The organism is Vannielia sp. SX4 (assembly GCF_052828525.1).
In genome coordinates, this window is record NZ_CM128247.1 from 189,657 (window position 1) to 204,985 (window position 15,329).

Sequence of the window (15,329 nt, forward strand, 5' to 3'; positions counted from 1 at the left end):
ACAGAGCCTGTTTCAGCTCAGCAGCCAGTAAATCGCCCCACCGGCCACGCCGATCCAGAGGTAGCCGAGCAGGGTATAGAGCCCGTCGCGCACCAGCAGACCAATGGCCAGAAGGCTGATGGCAACCGCAAAGAGCGATGTGACCATCGGCAGAAGTTCGAGGAAGGGGATCACGACGCAGATCAGCGTGATCACAAGCGCGGTGATCAGGTTGGCCGGGCGCGAGACCAATGGGCTGAGTCGCTTGCGCGAGTGATCGTCGATCCAGCGGCAGGGCTTGCGCATCCAATCCACCGCCCCCGCCAGCCGCTCGCCTGCCACGTTGCGGCGGGTTAGCCAGCCGGGCAGCCAAAGGTGGGTACGGCCCATCAGCTTTTGCACGATCACCAACGCAATCAGCGTGGCCCCGATGGTCGGCAGTCCGGGGATGCCCGAAAGCGGCGTGACGAGAATCAGCGCCGGAATCAGCACGAGCGGCGCGAAGGCGCGCATCCCGATCTCTTCCAGCAAGTCCTTGATAGATACTGTTTCGGCCTCGGAGAGCCGGTCCAGCGCCTCCAGCACGTCGCTCAGCGAGCGGATCTCATGCGTCGCGGAGGAGCGCGGCGAGCCCTTCCCGGTAGGTCGGGAAGAGGAGTTCCACTCCAAGGTCTCGCTTGATCCGGTCATTCCTCACCCGCTTGCTCTCTGCATAGAAACTGCGGGCCATGGGGGTAAGTTCCGCCTCTTCGAAGGGAATCGCCTCGGGCACCGGCAGGCCGAGCAGTTCGGCGGCATGGGCGATCACATCCTGCGGCGGGGCCGGGTCATCATCGCAGAGGTTGTAAATCGCGCCGGGGTCGGGCCGCGCCATCGAGGCGGCGAGCACTTGGGCGATGTCCTCGACATGGATGCGCGAAAACACCTGCCCCGACTTGATGATCCGCCTCGCCTTGCCGGCCCGCACCTTGGCGAACGGACCGCGCCCGGGGCCGTAAATTCCCGCAAGCCGGAAGATGTGCAGCGGCAGGTCATGGGTGGCGGCGAGGCTTTGCCAGGCGGACTCGGCCTGAAGCCGCATTTCACCCCGGCGGGTCGAGGGGGTGAGCGGCGTCTCCTCATCCACCCATTCGCCAGAATGGTCGCCATAGACCCCGGTCGTGGAGAGGTAGCCGATCCAATCAGGCCGCGTTTCAGCAAGGATAGAGCCGATTTCTGACAGAAACGGGTCGCCCTCTTCCGTTGGCCCAGCGTTCAGCAGAACATGCGAGGCGCGGGCGGCAAGAGGGGCGAGCTCGGTACCCGGCCAGAGGTGCATCTCGGCGTGATCGGCCTCGAGCTTCTCGGCGCTGCGCGTGGTGCCGATCACCTGCCAGCCATCTGGGGCGATCCGTGCGGCGAGGGCGCGGGCAGAATAGCCGTGACCGAGCGACAGAAGGGTTTTGCCCGGCGCGTCAGTCACCGGTCACCGTTTTGACGGCGGCAAAGAAGGCCTCGGCATCCGGCTCGGGCTGGGCGGCGGCCAGTTCGTCAGGCAGGATCCGCAGCGCGTGGCCGGTGGCCAGTGCCCGCAGGTAGGTGCCGGCGGCCCGTTCGAAGCGGTGCAGGTTCGACAGCGCGTGAGACACCCGGCTGCCGAGGGTCAGCACGCCTTGATTGCCGATCACCGCGGCACGTGTGCCGGGCGCGGCGAGCAGTGCGGCGAGGCGCGGGCCCTCCTCCTCCGCCGGGCGGCCGCCAAAGTCGGGGTCGACCACGTGGCGGTGGTGAAAGAGCGCGGAGTCCGGGCAGATCGGCGGCAGCAGGCTTTCGGAGAGCGCGGCCAGCGCGAGGACGTTCCGCGGGCGGGCGAAGATCAGGCAGCGGGCGTTCACCTGCGCCAGCGCGGCGGCCAAGGCGGCGCCCATCCCGTGCGGCGCCTCGGCGCCAATGGCATCCGGCCCGGCACCCGCGCCACCCGCCACGAGCACCGCGTCGCCATCGGCCTTCAGCAGCGCCAGAAAGTCCCCCGGTTCGCCCAGCCCGTTGCGCAAAGCCCAGCCGCTCGCCGCCGAGAGGTCGGTGCGATCGGGCCAGTTGCTGATGCTTGGCAGGCTGGAAAAGAGGCCTTTTTGCATGAAATCCTGAATAGTCGGGTGGGCTGGCGGGTCAAGGCCCTGCTGCGGCGCAGAGCGGGCCTTCGCCTAGGGTTTCCACCGCGCGATGAGCTTCAGCAGCCGCCGCTCGGGCAGGCGCAGGCCGGCGCGGTCGGGCGCGGTCTCGGGCAGGGCGGAGGGATCTTCGGCAAGGTCGATGACGGCGGGGTGAATGTAGCTGTTGCGGGCGATTGTGGCGGTGTTGCCGAGCCGCTGCGCCGCGGCCTCCGACATGGCCTTGATCGTGACTGTTTCAGCCGAACTCGCCGCTTCGAGCGCCGCCACCGAGCCGGACCACGTGCGGAAGGTCTTGGCGGTGATGCCCGGTGTGCCGGTGAGGTCCGCCAGCCAGGCGTTCACTCGAGAGGAGCTGACGGTGCGCGCCTCGCCCTCTTCATCCACCCATGTCACCAGCTCGGCGCCGGGCAGATCGTCGAGCTTCTGCAGGGTCTGCTGCATCCGCTTGTTGCCGATCTTCCGCCGCACCTTCTTGCCGCCCTTGGAGGTGTAGCCCAGGTGTAGGTCACCGTCCTTCAGGCGCAGGTGGCGAGAGCGGAGCGTGGTGGCGCCATAGGTGCCGTTTTCGCTGGCATAGTCACTGTTTCCGACCCGCAGCGAGAGCCTGTCGATCATCGCGATGACAGCGGCGAGGGCGAAGGCCTCCTCGCCCGCATCGAGGTTCAGGTCGCGGGCCACCCGGCGGCGGATCGCGGGCAGGGCCTCCCCGAAGGCGGGCAGCTCGGAGTATTTGGTGGCGGCGCGAAAGGCCGTCCAATCCGGGTGGTAGCGGTATTGCTTGCGAGCCCGCGCGTCGACCCCGGTGGCCTGCAGGTGGCCGTTCTGCTTGGGCGAAATCCATACATCCTCATAGGCGGGCGGCACTGCCAGCGCCTTGAGCCGCGCGCGCTCCGTGCGGTCGTCGATCGTGGTGCCATCTGGCGCGGTGTAGGTGAAGCCGCGGCCGCAGCGGCGCCGGGCGATGCCGGGGCGGCTGTCAGGGTAGTACACGAGGGAGGCGGGCGCGGCGTTCATGGCCAGAAAACGCATCTGCCGCCACGGCGGTTCCGCCGGGGGTTGCGCAGCCGGGCGGCGCATGGACAATTGCGCCATGACGGCTGATTTCAAAACATGGGCGGAGGCGGCACCGGAGCTGGTGGCCGTGGCCGCAGGGCGCGAGGCGGCGGATCTGGTGATCCGTGGCGGCAAGCTGGTGAACGTGCAGAGCCGCGAGGTTCTGGACGGTTGGCAGGTGGCGGTGAAGGCGGGGCGGTTTGCCTATGTCGGGCCAGATGCCTCCCATTGCATCGGCGAGGAAACCGAGGTGGTCGAGGCCGAAGGGCGCTACCTGATCCCCGGCCTCTGCGACGGGCATATGCACATCGAGAGCGGCATGTTGACCCCGGCCGAGTTCGCCCGCGCGGTCACGCCCCACGGAACGACCGTCATGTTCACCGACCCGCACGAGATCGCCAATGTGCTGGGGCTGGAGGGCGTGCGGCTGATGCACGATGAGGCTCTGTTGCAGCCAGTTTCGATCTTTACCCAGATGCCCAGCTGCGCCCCCTCCGCGCCGGGGCTCGAGACGACCGGCTTCGAGATCAGCCCCGAGGATGTGGCCGAGGCGATGGATTGGCCGGGCATCATCGGGCTGGGCGAGATGATGAACTTTCCCGGTGTCAGCGCCGGAGACCCGAAGATGCTGGCCGAGATCGCCGCTACCCAGCGGGCCGGCAAAACGGTGGGCGGTCACTATGCCTCGCCCGATCTTGGCCCAGCCTTTCACGCCTATGTCGCCGGCGGCCCGGCGGATGACCATGAAGGCACCGGCGAGGCGGATGCGGTGATGCGGGTGCGGCAGGGGATGCGCTCGATGATGCGCCTCGGCTCCGCCTGGTATGACGTGGAGAGCCAGATCACCGCGGTCACCGAAAAGGGCCTCGACCCCCGTAACTTCATCCTCTGCACCGATGATTGCCACTCCGGCACACTGGTGAACGATGGCCACATGAATCGCGTGGTCCGCCATGCCATCGACTGCGGCTGCGACCCGCTGATCGCGCTCCAGATGGCCACGGTGAACACCGCCACCCACTTTGGACTTGAACGGGAGTTGGGCTCCATCGCGCCGGGGCGGCGGGCGGATGTGATCCTGACCTCCGACCTCGAGACCCTGCCGATCGAGAAGGTCTGGGCGAAAGGCGTGTTGGTGGCTGAATCCGGCAAGGTCAGTGTCGATTTTCCGCATCTCGACTGGCCCGAGAAGGCCCGCAACACGGTGCATCTCGGCAAGTCCCTCACGGCGCCCGACTTCATCATCGAGGCTCCGGAGGGGGCCAATTCCGTCCGCGCCCGGGTCATCGGGGTGGTCGAGAACCAGGCACCGACCAAGGCGCTGGTGGAGGATCTGCCGGTGGTCGACGGCGTGGCCGAGGGCACGGAGGGCACCTGCCAGATCGCGCTGGTCGAGCGGCATCGCGGCACCGGGGGCGTGACCAACGGCTTCGTTAAGGGCTTCGGCTACGAGGGCCGCATGGCGATGGCCTCCACCGTCGCCCATGACAGCCACCACATGATCGTCGTCGGCACCGACCGCGAGATGATGGCCGAGGCCGCCAACCGGCTGGGCGAGGTGGGCGGCGGCGTGACCGTCTGGAAGGACGGCGCCGAGCTGGCGCTGGTCGAGCTGCCCATCGCCGGGCTGATGAGCGACAGCCCCGCCAGCGAGGTCGCCGAAAAGGCCGCGCAGATGGTGAGCGCGATGGAGGCCTGCGGCTGCACGTTGAACAATGCCTACATGCAGCATTCTCTCCTCGCGCTGGTCGTGATACCCGAACTCAGGATTTCGGATCTCGGGCTTGTCGATGTCACCAAGTTCGAGCTGACCGAGCTGTTCGAGGAGGGGGCAGGATGAACGCGAACGAGCAAATCACCCCGGTCGTCACGCCAGAGGGCCAGCGCGCCGAGCTGTTTGACGATCCGGCCAAGGCGGTGGAGCGGCTGGAGGAGCTGTATCACGACAGCACCCGCTTTCTGGCCAAGCACTTCAGCGAGGCGGTCACCGGCGATGCGCCGACCGTGCGCTACCGCGCCTACTACCCCGAGATCCGCCTCACCACCACGAGCCACGCCAAGACCGACAGCCGCCTTGCCTTCGGCCATGTCGCCGGGCCGGGCACCTACAGCACCACCGTCACGCGGCCCGATCTGTTCCGGTCCTACCTCAAGCAGCAGATCGGCCTGCTGATCCACAATCACAACCAGCCGGTCCTGATCGGCCCCTCCGCCACGCCGGTCCCGGTGCATTTTGCCGTGGCCAACGATGCCAAGGTTTCCGTCCCGCAGGACGGGGCGCTCAGCTACCCGCTGCGCGACGTGTTCGATGTGCCGGACCTCTCCACCACGAACGACGCGATCGTGGATGATTTTGGTTACGTCCATGAAGATGGCAGCCACCCGCTCGCGCCCTTCAGCGCCCAGCGGATCGATTATTCGCTCGCCCGGCTCAGCCATTACACCGCCACCGCGGCGGACCACTTCCAGAACCACGTACTCTTCACCAACTACCAGTTCTACGTCGAGGAGTTCGAGGCCTACGCCCGGCACGTCCTGGCCGATCCCAAGAGCGGCTACACCAGCTTCGTCAGCACCGGCAACGTCGAGATCACCGATCCCGAGGCCGAGATCCTGACGCCGGCGAAGATGCCGCAGATGCCGACCTATCACCTGAAGGCCGAGAACGGCGCGGGAATCACCCTCGTCAACATCGGCGTCGGCCCCTCCAACGCCAAGACGGCCACCGACCATATCGCCGTGCTCCGGCCCCACGCCTGGCTGATGGTGGGCCATTGCGCGGGCCTGCGGAACAGCCAGAGCCTTGGCGATTTCGTGCTCGCCCACGCCTACCTGCGCGAAGATCACGTGCTGGATGATGACCTGCCGGTCTGGGTGCCGATCCCGCCGCTGGCTGAGATCCAGATCGCACTCGAGAAGGGGGTGGCCGATGTGACCCAGCTCGAGGGCTTCGAGCTCAAGCGCATCATGCGCACAGGCACCGTCGCCACCATCGACAACCGCAACTGGGAGCTGCGCGACCAGTCCGGCCCGGTGCAGCGGCTCAGCCAGTCCCGCGCCGTGGCGCTCGACATGGAGAGCGCGACCATCGCCGCCAACGGCTTCCGCTTCCGGGTGCCTTACGGCACGCTGCTCTGCGTGAGCGACAAGCCGCTGCATGGCGAGCTGAAACTGCCCGGGATGGCCTCGGAGTTCTATAAATCACAGGTTGCAAACCATCTTCTGATCGGGATACGAGCGATGGAACACCTGCGGACAATGCCGCTGGAGCGGCTGCACAGCCGGAAATTGCGCAGTTTTGACGAAACTGCCTTCCTCTGATCCCGAAAATCGCAGAAAACGCCTTGATTTACTGGGCGAAGGGCCACTAAACGTTGTGGGACGCCGCAAGATGGCGTAGATTTGCCAAACATAAGACCCAGACTTGGGTCACTTACGAGGAGACAAGTACATGGCAACCAAACCGATGACCAAGACTCAACTGGTCGCCGCCATCGCCGAAGAGCTGGACAGCGACAAGAAGTCCGCCGGTGCCGCGCTCGAAGCGATCACTGCGATCATCACCAAAGAAGTTTCCGGCGGCGGCGCCGTGACCCTCCCCGGTGTGGGCAAGATCTACTGCCGTGAGCGCCCCGAGCGCATGGTGCGCAACCCTGCCACCGGCGAGCAGATCAAGAAAGAGGCCGACAAGGTGGTGAAGATGACCATCGCCAAGGCTCTGAAAGACAGCGTGAACGGCTGAGCCGACCGCTAAAAGCTGCCAAGGCTTTCGAGGCCGCCCCATCCGGGCGGCCTTTTACTTTGGCGATCCGCGCTCTCGGCAGCGCGGCATCTGCCAACATGCTTGCTCCCGTCATACAAATCGGCTGGACCCTCCCGCGCGGGAGGCGTAGGGCGGTTGGGCGACGACAGGGGGCTGAATATGGATATCCGCGCAATCTTCATGGGGCTGACCTTTGCCTTCATCTGGTCGTCGGCCTTTACCTCGGCGCGGATCATCGTCACCGCCGCCCCGCCGTTGGCGGTCAGCTCGATCCGGTTCTTTTTGGCAGGCTGCATCGCGCTGCTGATCGCGCGGGCGCTGGGGCAAAGCTTCAACCTCACGCGCGGGCAGTGGCGGGCCACGATCATCTTTGGCGTATGCCAGAATGCACTCTATCTCGGCCTGAACTTCATCGCCATGCAATGGGTCGAGGCCGGGCTGGCGGCGATCATCGCCTCCTCCATGCCGCTGCTGGTGGGCCTGATCGGCTGGGTCGCTCTGGGCGACCGCCTGCCGCGCATCGGCGTCCTCGGCCTCGTGCTCGGCTTCGGCGGGGTGCTGCTGATCATGGGCGCGCGGCTTGAGGCGGGCGTCAGCCTGCCCGGCGTGGCGCTCTGCGTGGTGGCGGCCCTTGCGCTGGCGGTGGCCACGCTGGCCCTGCGCGGCGCCTCCGGCGGCGGCGGCAACCTCATGGTCGTCGTCGGCTACCAGATGCTCATCGGTGGGGCCTGCCTGATCCTGCCCTCCGCTCTCTTCGAGACGTGGGAATACACCCCAAGCACCTCGCTGCTGCTGGCCTTCCTTTACACCGTCTTCGTCCCCGGCCTGCTGGCCACTTGGATCTGGTTCCTGCTGGTGGGGCGGATCGGGGCGGTGAAGGCCGCCACGTTCCACTTTTTGAACCCGTTCTTTGGCGTGCTGGTCGCCTGGATCTTCCTCGATGAGCGCATCGGCCCGCTCGACATTGCAGGCGTCGCCATCATCGCCGTGGGCATCCTGCTCGTGCAGCTCGCCAAGGTCGCCAAGAAGGCCGAAGGCTAATCTAGGCGGTCTCGCGCGCCACCACGGCCTGCACCGCCGGGCGGGCGTTGACCCGGTCGAACCACGTCTCGATCACCGGCACCTTGGGCAGCCAGTCCCGGTTCCACTGGTAGGGCGAGGCCATGATCAAGTCGGCCGCCGAAAAGCCGCTTTCAAGCAGGTAGTCCTGCCCCTCCAGCGCCGCTTCCATCCGCGCGGTCATGGCCCCCATGTCGCGATAGGTCGTCACCCAAATCGGATTGTCGGCCACCTCGCAGACCATCCCCATGATCAGCGGCTCCACGACCCCGGCGTAATAGGCCAGCCACATCAGAAACGGCCCGCGCTCGGGGTGGCCGGGCGGCACTGCCGTGGGCGCATCGGGGAAGAGCTCGGAGAGCAGCGCGAGGATCGCGGCACGTTCCGTCATCAGTGTTCCGTCCACCTCCAGTGCGGGCACTTTCTTTTCGGGGTGGGGGTTGGCGGCGTCCGGCCCGCCGGAGCCATCCTGCCGCGCAACAGAGACGATTTTCGTCTCTATTTCTGCGGAAAGGCCCATTTCTTCGATGGCCATGGCAACGGTGCCGCTGCGCGAATGTGCTGAATGGTAGAATCTGATCATGACTGTCTCCTGTGTCTGCCGCCTCCCTAGCAGAGCCCCCCTGACAGGGTTGTGTCAGGAGCGCTGGCAGGATCGGCGACAGGAGGCCGTCAGCCGATCTTGCCGGGCAATCCTTCGCCCACCTGCCCGCGGTGCAGCAGGATGTGATCGAGCAGCACGCAGGCCATCATCGCCTCACCCACCGGCACCGCGCGGATACCCACGCAGGGGTCATGCCGGCCCTTGGTGATGATCTCGGTCTCCTCGCCCGCCTTGTTGATCGTCCGCCGCGGCTTCAGGATCGAGCTGGTCGGCTTCACCGCAAACCGCACCACAATGTCCTGCCCGGTCGAGATACCGCCGAGGATGCCCCCCGCGTGGTTCGAGCTATAGACAGGCCCACCCTGGCTCATGCTGATCTCGTCGGCGTTGGCCTCGCCAGTAAGGCGAGCAGCGGCAAAACCGTCACCAATCTCCACGCCCTTCACCGCGTTGATGCTCATCATCGCGGCGGCAAGGTCGGTGTCGAGCTTGCCATAGACCGGCGCACCAAGCCCTGCAGGCGCGCCCGAGGCCACAACCTCGATCACCGCGCCCACCGAGTTGCCGCTCTTGCGCAACTCATCAAGGTATCCGGCCCACTCCTCAGCCGCCTGCGCATCGGGGGTCCAAAACGGGTTTTGGTCGATCTGCGCCATGTCGTAGCGGGCCGGGTCGGCGGCGCGGTCGCCCATGCTCACCATGAACCCCTTGATCGAAAGCGAGGGCGCCAGCTTCGCCAGCGCATTCCGGGCCAGCCCGCCCGCCGCCACCCGTGCCGCGGTTTCCCGCGCTGAGGAACGCCCGCCGCCGCGATAGTCCCTGATCCCGTATTTCTGCCAATAGGTGATGTCGGCATGGCCGGGCCGGAATTTCTCGGCAATGTCGCCATAGTCCTTCGAGCGCTGGTCGGTGTTGCGGATCATCAGCTGCACAGGCGTCCCGGTGGTTACGCCCTCGAACACACCCGAAAGGATCTCCACCTGATCCGGCTCCCGCCGCTGGGTGGTGTATTTGTTCTGCCCCGGCTTGCGCTTGTCGAGCCAGACCTGCAGCTGCTCCGCCGTCACCGGCACGCCCGGCGGGCAGCCATCGACGGTGCAGCCAAGGGCAGGCCCGTGGCTCTCACCCCAAGTGGTGACGCGGAAGAGGTGGCCGAATGTGTTGAGGCTCATGGGCAGGGCTCCTTTGGCAGCAAGGAGTTACCCAAGGCGCGGCGCGGTGCCAAGGAGAAACAAACCGGCAGGAGCCCGGGACAATCAATGATGACAATGCCACCGCCCAGCTCTTTCAGAGGCCCCCGGTGGCATATTGGGGGGCCCGAGCTCCTGCCGATTCAGTTCGGCAACGAACCCCCGGTAACCATCGGGGCATCGTAACCACACTGGTCGTTGCGAGGCGCTTGGAGCGCCTTCGTTATGTCAGAGAACATATCACAACCCGGCGCGAACCGTTTCGCATTTTGCGCCAATCTACACGTGGCGGCGGGAATGTTGCAGATGGGTTACGCTGGGTTAACTTCGGATAACACCCTATAAAAGCGAGTGATTTTCCTCACGGCAACGGAAGGTTGTAAAGCACCCCGCGGCGCGAGGAGAACTCCGGCCCCGCGGCACGCCGCCCGTCGAGCGGAATGGTGATGCCCACCGCCACCCAATTTTCGCGCTCGTCCAGCAGATCGAAATGATGCTGCCCGGCAGCGACAGAGAGCTGGATCTCCCGCCCCGAGCCGGGCATCTCCAGCCATGTGTCGACACCGAGGGCGAGGCGGTAGAAATCCTGATCTCCCGAGGCGAGGTTGGCGGTGTCCTTCAGGAAGGCTCCATAGGCCGATACCGGCCCCTGCCCGGTGTACCCCACTCGCAGGCCCTTGTTGGTGGCATAACCGTCATCGCCCAGCACGCCGCCCCAAGTCTCGCCAAACCACAGCTCACCGCCCCAGCCGGAGGCGGTCTGCACGGCGGCCTCGACCCCCAGCGCATAGGCCCCGCCGCCCTCACTCTGGCTGCCGAGCCAGAGATAGGGGCCGAGCGCCACCCAACTTGCGGGCCGCGCCGAGGCATGCACCAGCACCCCTGCGGCTGTCAGGCTCTCAGACCCGGCCTCGGTGGTGGAGAGTGACAGATCCACCGCCAGCTCGCCCCAGCCCAGCCCGTAGGTCGCGCGGGCCTCGCCGGTCAGGCCAAGGTAATCCCCCGCCGGGTGTCCGCCGCCCTCGAGCGTCAGGCCGAAGGACTCAAAGCCAGTGGCCTGCTGCGCTGCGGCGGGCAGAGGCAAAAGAAAGGCCAGTGCGAGGGCGATTGGGCGGATCATGTCGGTCTCCATTGAACAGTCACAAATGCTAGGCCGCGCGCATCAAAAGGGAAGGCCCGAGCGTGCCGCAGCGCAGCATCTGTGACCTCCTTGCCATTGCACCGCACCACTCTATGCTGCGCCTCACCTCGGGGTGCCCCAGCAGTGGGGCTGAGATGCCGGCCACGCGCCAGCGAACCCGTCGAACCTGAACCGGCTAGAACCGGCGGAGGGAAGGTTTCGAGTCTCCTCGATTGCCCGCTCCGCCCGCATGCAATGGAGGATACCCATGAAGACCCCCCTCATCGCCGCGGGATTTGCCCTTGTCGCTCACATGGCGACGGCGGAAACCCTGACGGTCTATGCCCCTGACTACTTCGCGAGCGAGTGGGGCCCCGGCCCCGCAATCAAAACCGCCTTCGAGGCCGAGTGCGGCTGCGAGCTTGAGTTTGTCACCGGCGACGTGCTGCCGCGCATCCTGCTCGAAGGTGCCCGTAGCGAGGCCGATGTCGCCATCGGCCTGAGCCAGGATGAAATGGCCCGCGCCGCCGCCTCCGGCCTCTTCGCCGCCCACGGGCAGGATGTTTCGACCCTGACCATGCCCGTTTCGTGGGAGGATGACACCTTCCTGCCGTTCGACTGGAGCCACCTCGCCTTCATCTACGACCAGCGCACCGAGACCCCGCCCACCAGCTTCGAGGCGCTGCTGGCCATGCCCGATGACACCCGCATCGTCATCCAGGACCCGCGCGCCTCTGCCGCCGGGCTGGCGCTGGTGATGTGGGTCGAGGAGCTTTACGGCGACAAGGCGGGCGAGGCCTGGGCCCGGCTGGCGCCAAAGATTCTCACCGTCACCAAGGGCTGGAGCGAGGCCTACGGCATGTTCACCGAGGGCGAGGCCGACATGGTGCTGAGCTACACCACCTCGCCCGCCTATCACATCATGGCCGAGGGCGATGAGAGCAAGAAGGCGGCGCTCTTCGAAGAGGGCAACTACCTCTACGTCGAACTGGCCGCGCAGCTCGCCGGCACCGACCAGCCCGACCTTGCGCAGCGCTTCATGGATTTCATCCTGAGCGACGGTTTCCAGACGGCGATCCCCGAGGGCAACTGGAGCTTCCCGGCCAAGCTGGAGGCCGAGAAACTGCCTGAAACCTTCCGCACCCTCCCGGTGCCGGACAAGGCGCTCTACGTCGATGCCGAGACGGCAGAGGCCATGCGCGATGAGGCCATCGAAACGTGGCGGCAGGGTCTCAGCCAATAACCCGCAGCCTCGCCGCGCTCGCGGCGGCGCTCGTGCTGGCGGTCACGCTGGGCACGCTCGCCGCCGTGGCATGGCGGGCCGAGGGTTTTGCCGGGGTTGGCCCTGCGGCGCGCGATGCGCTCTGGTTCACGCTCTGGCAGGCCGTGGTCTCGGCCAGCCTCAGTGTGATTCTCGCCGTCCCGGTGGCCCGCGCCCTCGCCCGGCGGCACTTTCGCGGCCGGGGGGCTGTGATCACCCTCATGGGCGCGCCCTTCATCCTGCCCACCATCGTTGCCGTGCTGGGCCTCGTCGCCGTCTTCGGGCGGTCCGGCGTAGTCAACGTGGCGCTCCGGGCGCTCGGCCTGCCAGAAGTCAGCCCCTACGGGCCGCAGGGGGTGATTCTGGCCCATGTCTTCTTCAACCTCCCGCTGGCGGTGCGCCTCGTGCTGCAAGGCTGGCTCTCGATCCCGGCGGAACGATTCCGCCTCGCCGCCTCGCTCGGCATGGAGGCAGGCGCAGTGCAGCGGGCGCTGGAGTGGCCCATGCTACGCAGCGTGCTGCCCGGCGCGTGGTTGCTGATCTTCGCCCTCTGCCTCACCAGCTTTGCCGTGGCGCTTGCTTTGGGCGGCGGGCCGGGGGCCACCACCGTCGAGCTTGCGATCTACCAGGCCTTCCGCTTCGACTATGACCTTGGCGCTGCTTCGGTGCTCGGGCTCGTGCAGTTCGCCCTCGCAGGCGTTGCCGCCGCGCTGGCCTGGGGCCTCGCGCGGCCTGCTGTCTTTGCCGGCGGGCTGGGCGGCGTGGTGCGCCGGTGGGATGGCGGCGGCTGGCTTCGCCTGCAGGATGCCACGGTGATCGCGCTGGCCGCCCTCTTCCTGCTCGCGCCGCTGCTTGCCGTGGGCCTGCGCGGCATGACCGGCCTTGCCGAGATGCCCGCCGCCGTCTGGTGGGCCGCGTTGCGCTCCCTGCTCGTCGCGCTCGCCTCCGCCGCGCTCTGCCTCGCCCTCGCCCTGCCAATGGCACTCGCCGCCCGGCGCGGGCTCTGGGTGCAGCTTGTCGGCGTACTGCCCATCGCGGCCTCGCCGCTGGTGATCGGCACCGGCCTCTTCATCCTCAGCTACCGCTGGGTCCGCCCCGATGAGATCGCGCTGGCGGTCACGGCCCTCGTCAACGCGGTTCTGGCCCTGCCCTTCGCCCTCGCCGCGCTGGTGCCCGCCGCGCGGGAGATGCGGGCAGGCTCCGGGCGGCTGGCCGACAGCCTCGGCATGAGTGGCTGGGCGCGGATGCGGCTCGTCACTCTCCCCTCGCTGCGCCGCCCGATCGGCTTTGCCCTCGGCCTCGCCGCCGCGCTCTCGATGGGCGATCTCGGGGTAATCGCGCTCTTCGCCGATGGCGACACCGCCACGCTGCCGCTGCAACTCTACCGCCTGATGGCCTCCTACCGGATCGATCAGGCGGCAGGCGCGGCGCTTCTGCTTCTGGCTCTTTCGCTGGGCCTGTTCTGGGGATTCGACCGGGGAGGGCGCGCAAATGCTGGTGCTTGAAGGGCTGCGGCTCACGCAGGGCAGTTTCACACTCACCGCCGATTGGGCCTTGCCCCCCGGCGCCCGCGCTGCGGTGATCGGCCCCTCCGGCGCGGGCAAATCGACCCTGCTGATGGGGATCGCGGGCTTCGTGGAGCCTGCGGCGGGTCGGGTACTCTGGGACGGGGCCGAGATCAGCGCCCTGCCCCCCGGCGCGCGGCCCGTCAGCGTGCTGTTTCAAGAAGAGAACCTCTTCGGCCACCTCAGCGTGGCCCGCAACACCGGCCTCGGCCTGCGGCCCGACCTGCGGCTCTCTGCCGAGGAGCTGCGGCGCGTCGAGGCGGCGCTGGAGCGGGTCGGGCTGGGCGGCATGGGCAATCGGCTGCCGCGTGAGCTGAGCGGCGGCCAGCGCAGCCGCGTGGCGCTCGCCCGTGTGCTCCTTCGCGCCCGCCCGGTGCTGCTGCTCGATGAGCCCTTCGCCGCGCTGGGGCCTGCGCTGAAGCGAGAGATGCTGGCGCTGGTAGAGGAGATCGCGGGCGAATCCGGAGCCACGGTGCTGATGGTCACCCACGACCCCGCCGATGCCCGCGCCTTCGCCGGGCAGACCGTGGTGGTCGCCGATGGGCAGGCCGCCCCGCCGGTCGAGACCGGCCCGCTGCTGGATGATCCGCCTGAGGCCCTACGCGCCTATCTAGGGTAGCTCGTCATTGGCCCCTGGCCATTCCTCGCCAATGCGAAGACGCCTCGAAGGGCGGATGAGCAACCCCCGGAACGACGAAGGCGCGAACCCTGCGGTCCGCGCCTTTTTGTCAGTCTGCCGTTAAGGCTCAGTCCTTGGCGTTGAGCGCCTTGGCCTTTGCCTTGTGCGGCGCCCACAGGCGCTTGTTGGTCAGGTAGAGCAGCACCGAGAGGAAGATCAGGAAGCCTACGATCAGGAAGCCCGTCTCCTTGCGCTGCATCATCTTCGGTTCGGCGGCCCACATCAGGAAGGCGGCGATATCCTCGGATTCGTGGTGCAGGTCGTTGCTGTGACCATCGTCAAAGTCCACGTCCTCGCCGGCGAGCGGCGGGGCCATCGAGATCCAGCCACCGGGGAAGGCGGTGTTCTCGTAGAGCGTCGCGCCATACTCGGTCTTCTCCTCGCCGGTGTAGCCGGTCAGGAGCGAGGCGATGTATTCGGCGCCGCCCATGCCCTTGAAGAACTGGTTGATGCCGGTGCCGTAAGGCCCGTGGAAGCCGGCGCGCGCCTTGGCCATGAGGCTGAGGTCGGGCGCGTTGGCAGTGGTCACGGCCGGGAAGTTGTCTGCCGGGGTGGGCGTGCGGAACTCGCCCGTCTCGGCATCGTAGTAATCCCGGTTGGCGTCCTCATCGAGGATCGCGACCTGCGAGGCGTAGGCGCGCACCTGATCCTCGGAGTAGCCCAGCCCGCCCTCTTCGGCCATCGACCGGAAGGAGACGTATTTCAGCCCGTGACAGGCCGAGCAGATCTCGGTGTAGATCTTCAGGCCGCGCTGCAGCTGGTTCTGGTCATACTTGCCGAAGGGGCCCTCGAAGGAGAAGGCGAAGTCTTCGACGTGGCCCTCGGCCCCCGCCGCGAGGGCGGAGGTCGCCGGCGTTGCCAGCGCGAGGAGGGCGGTGAGTGCGAGTTTGCGGATCATGTCTC

General features: G+C 67.1%; 15 protein-coding genes and 1 riboswitch. Of the genes, 7 read left to right on the forward strand and 8 right to left on the reverse strand.

Features of this window, described 5'->3' with window-relative positions; translation table 11 throughout:
* Positions 1 to 12: 12 nt before the first annotated feature.
* The 4 genes from ACUXVX_RS00965 to ACUXVX_RS00980 form a co-directional block, all read right to left on the reverse strand.
* Positions 13 to 669, reverse strand: coding sequence for an exopolysaccharide biosynthesis protein (locus tag ACUXVX_RS00965; RefSeq protein ID WP_446309977.1), 657 nt, complete (start codon positions 667 to 669; stop codon positions 13 to 15).
* On the reverse strand, positions 584 to 1,441 hold the full coding sequence (locus ACUXVX_RS00970) for an SDR family oxidoreductase (protein ID WP_446309978.1): 858 nt from the start codon (positions 1,439 to 1,441) through the stop codon (positions 584 to 586). Before ACUXVX_RS00970 ends, ACUXVX_RS00965 begins: the two co-directional genes overlap by 86 nt.
* The gene (locus ACUXVX_RS00975; RefSeq protein WP_446309979.1) at positions 1,434 to 2,096 is read right to left on the reverse strand and encodes a class II aldolase/adducin family protein; all 663 of its coding nucleotides are present in this window, start codon (positions 2,094 to 2,096) and stop codon (positions 1,434 to 1,436) included. The genes ACUXVX_RS00970 and ACUXVX_RS00975 overlap by 8 nt, the downstream gene beginning before the upstream one ends.
* A 66-nt stretch (positions 2,097 to 2,162) precedes the next feature.
* The gene (locus tag ACUXVX_RS00980; RefSeq protein WP_446309980.1) at positions 2,163 to 3,161 is read right to left on the reverse strand and encodes a DNA topoisomerase IB; all 999 of its coding nucleotides are present in this window, start codon (positions 3,159 to 3,161) and stop codon (positions 2,163 to 2,165) included.
* 61 nt (positions 3,162 to 3,222) lie between these two features.
* Here ACUXVX_RS00980 and ACUXVX_RS00985 point away from each other — a divergent pair, with 61 nt between their 5' ends.
* From ACUXVX_RS00985 to ACUXVX_RS01000, 4 genes are all read left to right on the forward strand, one after another.
* On the forward strand, positions 3,223 to 5,025 hold the full coding sequence (locus ACUXVX_RS00985; RefSeq protein WP_446309981.1) for an adenine deaminase: 1,803 nt from the start codon (positions 3,223 to 3,225) through the stop codon (positions 5,023 to 5,025).
* Entirely contained in the window at positions 5,022 to 6,506 is a 1,485-nt protein-coding gene (locus ACUXVX_RS00990; protein ID WP_446309982.1) for an AMP nucleosidase, read from the forward strand. The genes ACUXVX_RS00985 and ACUXVX_RS00990 overlap by 4 nt, the downstream gene beginning before the upstream one ends.
* 130 nt (positions 6,507 to 6,636) lie before the next feature.
* Complete coding sequence (locus ACUXVX_RS00995; RefSeq protein WP_222471473.1) at positions 6,637 to 6,927, forward strand: HU family DNA-binding protein; 291 nt, start codon at positions 6,637 to 6,639, stop codon at positions 6,925 to 6,927.
* Positions 6,928 to 7,107: 180 nt separating this feature from the next.
* The gene (locus ACUXVX_RS01000; protein WP_446309983.1) at positions 7,108 to 7,989 is read left to right on the forward strand and encodes a DMT family transporter; all 882 of its coding nucleotides are present in this window, start codon (positions 7,108 to 7,110) and stop codon (positions 7,987 to 7,989) included.
* A gap of 1 nt (position 7,990) precedes the next feature.
* On the opposite strand, the gene ACUXVX_RS01005 is transcribed toward ACUXVX_RS01000, so the two are convergent.
* The 3 genes from ACUXVX_RS01005 to ACUXVX_RS01015 all read right to left on the reverse strand — a co-directional run bounded on the left by ACUXVX_RS01005 (position 7,991) and on the right by ACUXVX_RS01015 (position 10,921).
* Positions 7,991 to 8,590, reverse strand: coding sequence for a glutathione S-transferase family protein (locus ACUXVX_RS01005; RefSeq protein WP_446309984.1), 600 nt, complete (start codon positions 8,588 to 8,590; stop codon positions 7,991 to 7,993).
* Between the two features lie 89 nt (positions 8,591 to 8,679).
* Positions 8,680 to 9,783, reverse strand: coding sequence for a chorismate synthase (aroC, locus tag ACUXVX_RS01010; protein WP_446309985.1), 1,104 nt, complete (start codon positions 9,781 to 9,783; stop codon positions 8,680 to 8,682).
* 379 nt (positions 9,784 to 10,162) lie between these two features.
* A complete protein-coding gene (locus tag ACUXVX_RS01015) occupies positions 10,163 to 10,921 on the reverse strand; it encodes a hypothetical protein (protein WP_446309986.1) in 759 nt (252 codons plus the stop codon).
* Positions 10,922 to 11,040: 119 nt separating this feature from the next.
* Positions 11,041 to 11,152: riboswitch (TPP riboswitch) on the forward strand.
* A gap of 37 nt (positions 11,153 to 11,189) precedes the next feature.
* On the opposite strand from ACUXVX_RS01015, the gene ACUXVX_RS01020 reads away from it, so the two are divergent.
* The 3 genes from ACUXVX_RS01020 to ACUXVX_RS01030 are packed head-to-tail and all read left to right on the forward strand — an operon-like array spanning position 11,190 to position 14,366.
* A complete protein-coding gene (locus ACUXVX_RS01020; protein WP_446309987.1) occupies positions 11,190 to 12,164 on the forward strand; it encodes a thiamine ABC transporter substrate-binding protein in 975 nt (324 codons plus the stop codon).
* Positions 12,140 to 13,687: a thiamine/thiamine pyrophosphate ABC transporter permease ThiP gene (locus tag ACUXVX_RS01025; RefSeq protein WP_446309988.1), complete on the forward strand. Its 1,548-nt coding sequence runs from the start codon at positions 12,140 to 12,142 to the stop codon at positions 13,685 to 13,687. The genes ACUXVX_RS01020 and ACUXVX_RS01025 overlap by 25 nt, the downstream gene beginning before the upstream one ends.
* A complete protein-coding gene (locus ACUXVX_RS01030) occupies positions 13,674 to 14,366 on the forward strand; it encodes a thiamine ABC transporter ATP-binding protein (RefSeq protein WP_446309989.1) in 693 nt (230 codons plus the stop codon). Before ACUXVX_RS01025 ends, ACUXVX_RS01030 begins: the two co-directional genes overlap by 14 nt.
* Before the next feature lie 127 nt (positions 14,367 to 14,493).
* Here ACUXVX_RS01030 and ACUXVX_RS01035 read toward each other — a convergent pair whose 3' ends face one another.
* Positions 14,494 to 15,324, reverse strand: coding sequence for a cytochrome c1 (locus tag ACUXVX_RS01035; protein WP_222471465.1), 831 nt, complete (start codon positions 15,322 to 15,324; stop codon positions 14,494 to 14,496).
* Positions 15,325 to 15,329: the final 5 nt, after the last annotated feature.

What these genes read in the sequence shown, in the direction of transcription:
- ACUXVX_RS00965 (WP_446309977.1), bottom strand. Translation starts at nt 669, where the DNA reads ATGACCGGATCAAGCGAGACCTTGGAGTGGAACTCCTCTTCCCGACCT.
- ACUXVX_RS00975 (WP_446309979.1), bottom strand. Translation starts at nt 2,096, where the DNA reads ATGCAAAAAGGCCTCTTTTCCAGCCTGCCAAGCATCAGCAACTGGCCC.
- ACUXVX_RS00980 (WP_446309980.1), bottom strand. Translation starts at nt 3,161, where the DNA reads ATGCGTTTTCTGGCCATGAACGCCGCGCCCGCCTCCCTCGTGTACTAC.
- ACUXVX_RS00985 (WP_446309981.1), top strand. Translation starts at nt 3,223, where the DNA reads ATGACGGCTGATTTCAAAACATGGGCGGAGGCGGCACCGGAGCTGGTG.
- ACUXVX_RS00990 (WP_446309982.1), top strand. Translation starts at nt 5,022, where the DNA reads ATGAACGCGAACGAGCAAATCACCCCGGTCGTCACGCCAGAGGGCCAG.
- ACUXVX_RS00995 (WP_222471473.1), top strand. Translation starts at nt 6,637, where the DNA reads ATGGCAACCAAACCGATGACCAAGACTCAACTGGTCGCCGCCATCGCC.
- ACUXVX_RS01000 (WP_446309983.1), top strand. Translation starts at nt 7,108, where the DNA reads ATGGATATCCGCGCAATCTTCATGGGGCTGACCTTTGCCTTCATCTGG.
- ACUXVX_RS01005 (WP_446309984.1), bottom strand. Translation starts at nt 8,590, where the DNA reads ATGATCAGATTCTACCATTCAGCACATTCGCGCAGCGGCACCGTTGCC.
- aroC (WP_446309985.1), bottom strand. Translation starts at nt 9,783, where the DNA reads ATGAGCCTCAACACATTCGGCCACCTCTTCCGCGTCACCACTTGGGGT.
- ACUXVX_RS01015 (WP_446309986.1), bottom strand. Translation starts at nt 10,921, where the DNA reads ATGATCCGCCCAATCGCCCTCGCACTGGCCTTTCTTTTGCCTCTGCCC.
- ACUXVX_RS01020 (WP_446309987.1), top strand. Translation starts at nt 11,190, where the DNA reads ATGAAGACCCCCCTCATCGCCGCGGGATTTGCCCTTGTCGCTCACATG.
- ACUXVX_RS01030 (WP_446309989.1), top strand. Translation starts at nt 13,674, where the DNA reads ATGCTGGTGCTTGAAGGGCTGCGGCTCACGCAGGGCAGTTTCACACTC.
- ACUXVX_RS01035 (WP_222471465.1), bottom strand. Translation starts at nt 15,324, where the DNA reads ATGATCCGCAAACTCGCACTCACCGCCCTCCTCGCGCTGGCAACGCCG.